The organism is Streptomyces sp. SID10853 (assembly GCF_010548145.1).
GTDB lineage: Bacteria > Actinomycetota > Actinomycetes > Streptomycetales > Streptomycetaceae > Streptomyces.
The window spans coordinates 1-9,652 of sequence record NZ_JAAGLN010000257.1 but is presented as its reverse complement, the minus strand read 5'-3'; the positions used below and the strand labels follow the sequence as shown (position 1 = coordinate 9,652).

General features: G+C 71.6%; 4 protein-coding genes and 2 pseudogenes. 4 read left to right on the top strand and 2 right to left on the bottom strand.

All coding sequences use genetic code 11. From position 1 onward, the window contains the following. The 4 genes and pseudogenes from G3I19_RS31010 to fxsT form a co-directional block, all read left to right on the top strand. Positions 1-1,773, top strand: a pseudogene (locus G3I19_RS31010) (hypothetical protein); the annotation flags it as partial. Beyond that, complete coding sequence (locus tag G3I19_RS31005; RefSeq protein ID WP_164267044.1) at positions 1,770-1,925, top strand: hypothetical protein; 156 nt, start codon at positions 1,770-1,772, stop codon at positions 1,923-1,925. The pseudogene G3I19_RS31010 and the gene G3I19_RS31005, both read left to right, overlap by 4 nt. After that, entirely contained in the window at positions 1,922-3,103 is a 1,182-nt protein-coding gene (locus G3I19_RS31000) for an FxsB family cyclophane-forming radical SAM/SPASM peptide maturase (RefSeq protein WP_164267043.1), read from the top strand. Before G3I19_RS31005 ends, G3I19_RS31000 begins: the two co-directional genes overlap by 4 nt. Before the next feature lie 69 nt (positions 3,104-3,172). Then, entirely contained in the window at positions 3,173-6,166 is a 2,994-nt protein-coding gene (gene fxsT / locus G3I19_RS30995; RefSeq protein ID WP_164267042.1) for an FxSxx-COOH system tetratricopeptide repeat protein, read from the top strand. A gap of 71 nt (positions 6,167-6,237) precedes the next feature. Here the strand turns inward: fxsT and G3I19_RS30990 are convergent, their stop codons facing one another. Both G3I19_RS30990 and G3I19_RS37790 read right to left on the bottom strand, forming a co-directional pair. Beyond that, entirely contained in the window at positions 6,238-9,552 is a 3,315-nt protein-coding gene (locus G3I19_RS30990) for a multifunctional oxoglutarate decarboxylase/oxoglutarate dehydrogenase thiamine pyrophosphate-binding subunit/dihydrolipoyllysine-residue succinyltransferase subunit (RefSeq protein WP_239074947.1), read from the bottom strand. Beyond that, positions 9,527-9,652: pseudogene (locus tag G3I19_RS37790) on the bottom strand (transcriptional regulator); the annotation flags it as partial. The pseudogene G3I19_RS37790 and the gene G3I19_RS30990, both read right to left, overlap by 26 nt.

Sequence of the window (9,652 nt, the reverse complement as noted above, 5' to 3'; positions counted from 1 at the left end):
GGCGCGACACCCGCCGGGCTGCGGGTCTTCGCCGAGGTCGCCGCGGACACCATCCGGCGCAGGGGCGGGCCTCCCGTCGCGGTGCCGGCGCCCGGCACACCCGATGAACTCGGCGCGCGGGCCGCCGATTTCATCCGGCGGTACGAGCGGTACGGCGGAGCGCGTGACCTCGACAGCGCGGTCGGACTGCTGCGCCTGGCCGTGGAGGGGGAGCGGCGCCGCGAGATGCTGCCAGGCCGTCGGGCGGAGCTGTCGCGGGCGCTGCTGCTGCGCTGGCGGCTGCGGGCACTGGACGAGGATCTGGCGGCGGCCTGGGAAGCCGTGGGTTCCGGGGGCGGGTTCGCGGCCGCCGAGGTGCTGTACACCATGGCGGTGGCCGCCGGGAACGGAGACCTCGGCCAGGAGGCGGCGAGGCGCGTACTGCGCGAGGCCACCGGCCCGTACACCGACGACGCGGACACCGTGGTCGAGCTGCTGACCGCGGCGTCCGACCGGCTCCGCGGGCTGACGGAGTCCGTGCGGCTGTCCGAGGAGTGGCCGGCTGCCGCCGCACTCCACATCGAGGTACTGCGGCGCCTGTCCAGGGCGAACGGACCGGCGGTCGACACCACGCCGCTGTATGCGGCAGCGGCCCTCGCGGAGCGGCTGGCGGACACGGCGGACCGGGCCGGGGCGCGGGTGCTGCACGGCACCCTGGAGCTGGACCTGGCCCGCCACGTGGTGAGCGACGACGTCGTACGGCATTACGCGGAGCGCGCGCTCCGGGCACTGCGGCCCGCAGCCGCCGAGGCCACCGGGGGCGCCGAACGGGCCGACATCTGGCTGAAGATCGCCGGTGCGCTGGAGCTGTCCCAGCTGGAGGACAGCGACCCGTTCTGGCGGTGGGAGGTACTGGACGCCCTCGCCGAAGCCCTGGCGGCGGCCGAGGACGACGGCGTCCGCCACCACTGCCTTCTGCGTATGGGCGATGTGCACTGGCAGGGCCACATCGACCCCGCGGCACCCGCGGCACCCGCGGCACCCCGGTCACCCGTGGCTCCGGCCGGAGACCTCCCGGAGAGCGGGCGCCCGGCCGGAGACCCTGCGGATGACCGCGATCCGCCCGGCCGGCCGGCGGCCCCCCGGGCGCGGACCCACCTGGACGGCGCCATCGACAACTGGTCCGCAGCCCTCTCCACCGGGAGCCCGGAACGCCCGGCCCGGCTGCTCACCCGGCTGGGCAGGGCGCTCGGACACCGGGCCGAGCGGGACGAGGCGCCCGCCGATCTGGACGAGGCCGTGCGCCGACTGCGTGAGGCCGTCGACGAGACAGCCGAGTCGGATCCCGAACTGGCCCAGCGCCGGGAGCTGCTCGGAGCGCAGTACCTGGCGCGCTACCGGTCCACCGGCGCACTCACCGACCTCTACGAGGCGGACTGGGCCTACGGTTCGGCCGCCCGCGGGGCGCGCGATCCGTATGCGGCGTCGCGCGCCTGGCGGGCCCGGGGAGACACCGCGGTCCTGCTCGCCCGGCACACCGGCACCCCCGACCGGCTCCAGCAGGCGGCCGAGCACTACCTGCGTGCCACCGATGTCGACGACGCCGTCGGCGCGGGCGCGGCACGGGCGGCACGGGCGGCCGTACTGGAGGAACTCGCCGGCCCGCTGGACGCTCTCCGTGAGTACCGTGCCGCCCTCGCGCTGCTGGAGTCCGCCGGACCCACGGGAGAAGAGACAGCGGCCGGGGTCCGGGCAGCCGTCGCCCGGCTGACCTCCGAGGCGGCCGGCCGTTGACTCCGGACAACGAACGGCAGCACGGCGACCCGCTGCCCCGGCTGACCGCGCCGCGGCACACCACCCACCCGGTGCTGGCCGCCGTACTCGCCGAGACCAGGCAGCGCGACCCGCACGAACCGCTCGTCGCCTACTACGAGGACGCGCCATGACCCGTGCCGTCCGCGACCGGCCCGCCGTACAGCGGCCCGTGGCCTTCCGGCAGTTCGTGCTGAAGGTCCACAGCCGCTGCAACCTGGACTGCTCGTACTGCTACGTCTACCGCGGCCAGGACAGCAGTTGGCGTGAGCGCCCACGCCGGGCCTCCGGCGAGACCGTCCGCAGGGCCGCCGCGCGGATCGCCGAGCACGTCACCACGCACGGGCTGTCGCGCATCCGGATCGAACTGCACGGCGGTGAGCCGCTGCTGTCAGGCCCGGGCCCGGTGATCGCGTACGCCCGCGCCGTACGGGACGCGGTCCCCGCGGGGTGCGAGGTCACCGCGACGGTGCAGACCAACGGCACCCTGCTGACGGCCCGCACGCTCGGTGCGCTCGCCGCCGCCGGAGTCCGGGTCGGGCTCTCCCTCGACGGCGGTAGCGCGACGCTCAACTCCCGCCGCCGGGACCACGCGGGCCACCCCTCCTGGCCCGCCGCCCACCGCGCCGCCCGGCTGCTCGCCGAGTGTCCACACCCCGGCACGTACGCCGGGATCCTCTGCACCGTGGACCTCTCGGCCGACCCTGTCGCGGTCTACGACAGCCTGCGCGCCCTGCGTCCGCCGGGGCTCGACCTGCTGCTGCCGCACGGGAACTGGTCCGTACCGCCGCCGGGGATCGAGCCGGGGGTGCCGGGCCGGCACCGGCCACGGCCCACCCCGTACGGCCACTGGCTGGCCGCCGCCTTCGACCGCTGGTGGGACGGTGGGCCAGGACAGCCGCGCGTACGGCTCTTCCACACCCTCGTCGCGCTGCTGCTGGGCGAACCCGCAGCGGCCGAGGCGGTGGGGCTGGCGCCGCTGGCCGCTGTCGTGGTGGAGACCGACGGAGCCATCGAACAGGTCGACGCGCTCAAGTCCGCATACGAGGGGGCCCCTTCCACCGGGTTCGATGTCTTCAGCGACTCTTTCGACGCCGCGCTCGCGCACCCCGGGATCGCAGCGAGGCAGCTCGGCGCTAAGGCGCTTCCCGGTGTCTGTCTGAGCTGCCCGGTGCTCCGGGTCTGCGGCGGCGGCAACTACATCCACCGCTATGCGGAAGGGGCCGGATTCCGCCATCCCAGTGTGTACTGCGCCGATTTGGAGTACCTCATCCGGCATATCGCCCACCGGCTGAGCGCTTTCGTCACGTGACGTATCGTGGCGCCGACTGGCCGTCAACATGGCGACTTCTGTTCACACTTGAGTGGTAGGTGCACGACAGTGACGCAACTGGTTGAAGGGGTGACGACGACGGAGCCGACGCCCCACGTCACCGTGGTCTTCGCCGGGCAGAGCGAACCCTGGGCCCGCTGGATGGACCGGCAGCTCACGGAGGTGGGCGCCGCCACCGCCCTGGTCCGTTGGAACCCCGCCCGGAGGACGCCCACCGCCGACGCCCTGACCGGCATGCTGAGCGCACCCGGGCGGATTCTGCTCGTCATCGACGACTGGTTCGAGCGGTTCGACGAGAGCACCCACACGGCGTGGTCCGACGCGCTGGGCCAGGTGCTCGCCGAGCACCCGGGCCGGATCGCGGGAGTCAGTGTCACCACCCGCCCGATGCCGGAAGCGATCATCGCCCTCGGCCCGGTCGCCCTGCGCGGCCTGAGCGCCGACGCGGCCCGCAGACGGGTGCTGGAGGTCACCGGCACGTCCGGAGGCGCGGTCCGTCCGGTCACCCTTGACCACGCCCCGAGGTTTCCCGACGACCCGCCCGACATCCAGAACGTGCCGCGCCGCAACCGCAGGTTCACCGGCCGCGGCGGACTGCTCGACCGGATCCACGACCACTTCGCGGCGGGCAGCGGCGAGGGCACGGTGCTCGCGCTGTGCGGCCCCGGCGGGATCGGCAAGACCCAGATCGCCCTGGAGTACGTCCACCGCTTCAAGGGCGAGTACGACATCGTCTGGTGGCTCGACGCGGCCGGCATCGGAACCGCCCGTGAGCAGTTCGGCGCCCTCGCCGACGCACTCGGGGCGGAAGCCGGCAGCAAACTCGACCAGTCCATCGCCGCGGCCGCCGCACGGCTGCGGGCCACCGGGGACAGATGGCTGATCGTCCTGGACGGCGCGGGCGACCCGGAGAAGCTGTCCGCGCTGCTGCCGGAAGGAGCGGGCGACGTCCTGGTCACCACCAACCACCAGGAGTGGTCGACACGGGCCGAGTTCTTCCGTGTGCACCAGTTCGAGCGCGCGGAGTCCATCGCCTTCGCGGGGCGCCGCTCCCAGCGGCTCTCGCCGTACGAGGCCGGGCTGCTCGCCGAGGCCGTCGAGGACCTGCCGCTCCTGCTGGACCAGACGGCGGCCTGGCTCGATATCAACCCCACCGTCGATATCCCCGAGTACATACGGGAGCTGACGGAGAGCAACCCCGACCGCTTCGGGGTGCTCACCTCCCAGGACTACCCGGTCGCCTTCCAGATCGCCTGGGCCAGAACCCTCGGCAGCCTGCACGAACAGGACCCCGGCGCCTGGAAACTGCTCAACCTGCTCGCCCGCTTCTCACCGGGGGTGCTGCCACTGCGGCTGCTTCAGTCGGCGCGCGCCGCGGACCTCCCCAGACCCCTGGACCGGCTCGTCCCTGAGCCGAGCAGCTGGAACTCCGCGCTGCGCCGGCTCTCCGAAGTGACCTCCATGCGGCTGGAGTACGACCCGGTCCCGCGGATGGGCGGCTCCGTCACTGTCGCCGCCCTGCGGATGCACCGCATCTTCCACTCCTTCGTACGGCACGCCCAGACACCCGCTGAGCGTGTCGAGCTGACCGGAGCTGCCCTCAAGGTGCTCGTCACCGCGGACCCCCGGGACCCCGCTTCGTCCCGCAACTGGTCCCGCTACGCGGAGCTGATTCCGCATCTGGAGACAGCGGGCGCTCTGGAGTCCGATGACGAGGACGTGCGCAGGCTCGTCCTCAACTGCATCGAGTACCTGCGGATGCGGGGCGAGTACGCGGAGGGCAGACGGCTGAGCCGTGCGGCCGTCGCGCACTGGGAGCCGGTCTCCGGCGCCACCAGCACGTCCGTCCTGGTCGCCGTCCACCAGCGCGCCAACATGGAGCGCAGGCTGGGGCGTTACGCGGAGGCCGAGGCGGTCGGACGGGAGGTGCTGGAGCGGCTGCTGAGCAGCCCGCGAGCCGAGCCGATCGAAGTGATCAGGGCCAGGGACGGGCTCGGCGGCACCCTGCTGGCGCTCGGCCGCTACGACGAGGCCAGAACGCTCTTCGAACAGGCGGACCGGGAGGCTGTCACTTCCCTGGGCGACGCCGAGGTGCCGCGCACCCTCTCCATCCGGAACAACCTGGCCGAGGCGATGGGCCTTCAGGGGCACTACCGGATGTCACTGGATCTGCACCGGGACATCCTGACCGCGCGGGTCGCCCTGCTCGGCGGGCGCAATCCGCTCACCCTGCACTCGGCGTTGCGCACGGCGTCCATGCTGCGACTGCTCGGCCGTTACCAGGAGGCCCTGGAGATCCAGCAGCACAACTCGCGGCTGCACGGTCAGGAGCTGGACCGCAACCACGGACAGACCCTCAACGCCGATCACAACCTCGCCCTGTGCCTGCGCCGCGACGGGAAGCTCCTCCAGGCCAGAGCACTGCTGTCCAGTGTCCGCAAGCGCCGGATCGCCCGGCGCGGCCGCCGCCACCCGGACACCCTGCGGGCGGGCGCCGACTTCGCGATGCTGCTGCGTGAGGCGGGCGAGTTGCGCGCGGCGTACGAGCTCGCGGACGAGACGGCCTCGCTGTACGCGCTGCAACTCGGCGAGCTGCACCCGTACGCCGTGGGCACCCGGGCCAATCTGGCGCTGCTGCAGGGCGACGCGCACGACCACGAGGGCGCACTGGAACTCGCCGGACAGACCCTGCGGCAGATGACCGACGCCGTGGGCGCCGACCACCCGTGGACGCTGGGCTGCGCCTTCAACACCGCGACGGCCCGGCAGCGGCTGGGAGACACCGAGGGCTCCATACGGCTGGGACACGACCTGGTGGACCGGGCGGTGCGGACGCTGGGCCCCGGGCACCCGCTCACCACCACCGCCCAGTCCGCGCTCGCCCGTGACCTACGGGCAGCGGGCGATACGGCGCTCGCCGACCGGCTGCACACCGAAGCCCTGGAACGGATCACCGAACTGCTCGGGGAGGGACACCAGCACACCCGCAGCATCCGGGACGGCGCGGTGCGGTACTGGGACTTCGAGCCGCAGTTCGTCTGAGCACTACGCCGAGGGGCCCGGACACATCACACGATGCGTCCGGGCCCCTCGGGCGTTCCCGCCGGTACCGCCTAGGCCTCGAAGACCTCGGCGACCAGCTGGGCCTGCTCGGCCTGGTGGCGCTTGGCGGAGCCGACCGCGGGCGACGAGCCGTGCGGCCGCGAGATGCGGCGCAGGCGCTCACCGTGCGGGACGTCGGCGCCGACCGCCAGGTCCAGGTGGTCGATCAGGTTGAGCGCGATGAACGGCCACGCACCCTGGTTCGCCGGCTCCTCCTGCGCCCAGAGGTACTTCTCGGCGTTCGGGAACTTGGCGATCTCCGCCTGCAGTTCGGCACCCGGCAGCGGGTACAGCCGCTCCAGACGGATGATCGCGGTGTCCGTGACGCCGCGCTTGGTGCGCTCCGCGTCCAGGTCGTAGTAGACCTTGCCGGCCGTGAAGACCACCTTGCGCACGGCGCTCGGGTCGACGCTGTCGTCCCCGATGACCGGACGGAAGCCGCCCGTGGTGAACTCCTCCGCCTTCGACGCGGCCGCCTTGAGGCGGAGCATCGACTTCGGGGTGAAGACGACCAGCGGCTTGTGGTGCGGGTTGTGCACCTGCCACCGCAGGAGGTGGAAGTAGTTCGACGGGAGCGTCGGCATGGCGACCGTCATGTTGTTCTGCGCGCACAGCTGGAGGAAGCGCTCCGGGCGGGCGGACGAGTGGTCCGGGCCCTGGCCCTCGTAGCCGTGCGGGAGGAGCAGGGTGACGCCGGACGTCTGGCCCCACTTCTGCTCGGCGGCCGAGATGTACTCGTCCACCACGGTCTGCGCGCCGTTGACGAAGTCACCGAACTGCGCTTCCCACATGACCAGCGACTCCGGGCGGGCCAGCGAGTAGCCGTACTCGAAGCCCATCACCGCGTACTCGCTGAGCAGCGAGTCGTAGACGTTGTAACGCGCCTGGTCGTCGGAGAGGTAGAGCAGCGGGGTGAAGTCCTCGCCGGTCTTGCGGTCGATGAGCACCGCGTGGCGCTGGCCGAAGGTCCCGCGGCGCGAGTCCTGGCCGGAGAGGCGCACCGGGGTGCCCTCCAGGAGCAGCGAGCCGATGGCGAGGGTCTCGCCCATCGCCCAGTCGATCGTGCCGTCGTCGATCATCGCGGCCCGGCGCTGCACCTGCGGCAGCAGCCGCGGGTGCACCGTGATCCGGTCCGGGATGTTGACCTGGGACTCGGCGATCCGCTTCACGACCTCCTGGGAGATCGAGGTGTCCACGGCGACCGGGAACTCGGCCTGCGGGACCGGCACCGATGCCTCGGCCGGCTCCGACGTGGCCTCGCGGACCTCGGCGAAGACCTTCTCCAGCTGGCCCTGGAAGTCCTGGAGCGCCTGCTCCGCCTCTTCGAGCGTGATGTCGCCGCGACCGATGAGGGACTCGGTGTAGAGCTTGCGCACCGAGCGCTTCTTGTCGATCAGGTCGTACATGAGCGGCTGCGTGAACGAGGGGTTGTCGGCCTCGTTGTGACCGCGGCGGCGGTAGCAGATGAGGTCGATGACGACGTCCTTGTTGAACGCCTGGCGGAACTCGAACGCGAGGCGCGCGACGCGCACCACGGCCTCCGGGTCGTCGCCGTTCACATGGAAGATCGGCGCCTCGATCATGCGCGCCACGTCGGTGGCGTACATCGAGGAGCGCGACGACTCCGGGGCGGCGGTGAAGCCGACCTGGTTGTTGATGACGATGTGCACGGTGCCGCCGGTGCGGTAGCCGCGCAGCTGCGACATGTTGAGCGTCTCGGCGACGACGCCCTGGCCCGCGAAGGCCGCGTCGCCGTGCAGCGCCACCGGCAGCACGGTGAAGTCCGTGCCGCCCTTGTTGATGATGTCCTGCTTGGCGCGCGCGATGCCCTCGACGACCGGGTCGACGGTCTCCAGGTGCGAGGGGTTGGCGGCCAGCGAGACCTTGATCTGCTCGCCGTCGAGGCCGGTGAAGGTGCCCTCGGAGCCGAGGTGGTACTTCACGTCGCCCGAGCCGTGCATCGACTTCGGGTCGAGGTTGCCCTCGAACTCGCGGAAGATCTGCGCGTACGACTTGCCGACGATGTTGGCCAGCACGTTGAGACGGCCGCGGTGGGCCATCCCGATGACGACCTCGTCCAGGCGCGACTCGGCCGCCGAGTCGATGACCGCGTCGAGCAGCGGGATGACGGACTCGCCGCCTTCGAGCGAGAAGCGCTTCTGGCCGACGTACTTGGTCTGCAGGAAGGTCTCGAACGCCTCCGCCGAGTTCAGCCGGCGCAGGATGCGCAGCTGCTCCTCGCGCTCGGGCTTGGCGTGCGCGCCGCGCTCGATGCGGTCCTGGATCCACTTGCGCTGCTTGGGGTCCTGGATGTGCATGAACTCGACGCCCGTGGTGCGGCAGTACGAGTCGCGCAGCACGCCCAGGATGTCGCGCAGCTTCATCATCGACTTGCCCGCGAAGCCGCCGACGGCGAACTCGCGCTCCAGGTCCCACAGGGTGAGCCCGTGCTCGATGATGTCCAGGTCGGGGTGCTTGCGCTGCTTGTACTCCAGCGGGTCGGTGTCGGCCATGACGTGGCCGCGGACCCGGTAGGAGTGGATCAGCTCGAAGACGCGGGCGGCCTTGGTGACGTCGTTGTCGTGCGAGACGTCGATGTCCTTGAGCCAGCGGACCGGCTCGTACGGGATGCGCAGCGCCTCGAACAGGTCGTCGTAGAAGCCGTTCTCGCCGAGCAGCAGGTTGGCGAGGATCCGCAGGAACTCGCCGGACGCGGCGCCCTGGATGACCCGGTGGTCGTAGGTCGAGGTCAGGGTCATGACCTTCGAGATGCCCAGCCTGTTCAGGGTGTCCTGCGAGGTGCCCTGGAACTCGGCCGGGTAGTCCATCGCGCCGACGCCCATGATGAGGCCCTGACCGGGCATCAGACGGGGCACGGAGTGGACGGTGCCGATGCCGCCCGGGTTGGTGAGCGACGCGGTGACCCCGGTGAAGTCGTCCATCGTCAGCTTGTTCGCGCGGGCGCGGCGGACGATGTCCTCGTACGCCTGCCAGAACTCGAAGAAGTTGAGCGTCTCGGCCTTCTTGATGGCCGCGACGACGAGCTGGCGGTCGCCGTTCGGCTTCACCAGGTCGATGGCGAGGCCGAGGTTGACGTGGGCCGGCTTGACCAGCGTCGGCTTGCCGTCCTTCACCGCGAAGGAGTGGTTCATCGACGGCATGGCCTTGAGGGCCTGCACCATGGCGAAGCCGATGAGGTGGGTGAAGGAGACCTTCCCGCCCCTGGCGCGCTTCAGATGGTTGTTGATGACGATGCGGTTGTCGAAGAGCAGCTTCACCGGGACCGCGCGGACGGACGTGGCCGTGGAAGTCCAGGTGCCCTGCAAGGAGGGCGTGCCCGAGCGTGTTCCAGGCCAGCACGTCCGTACGGCGGCCCAGCACGATCGCCGGGACGCCGTCGACGGCGCGGAGCAGGTCGTGTGTTTC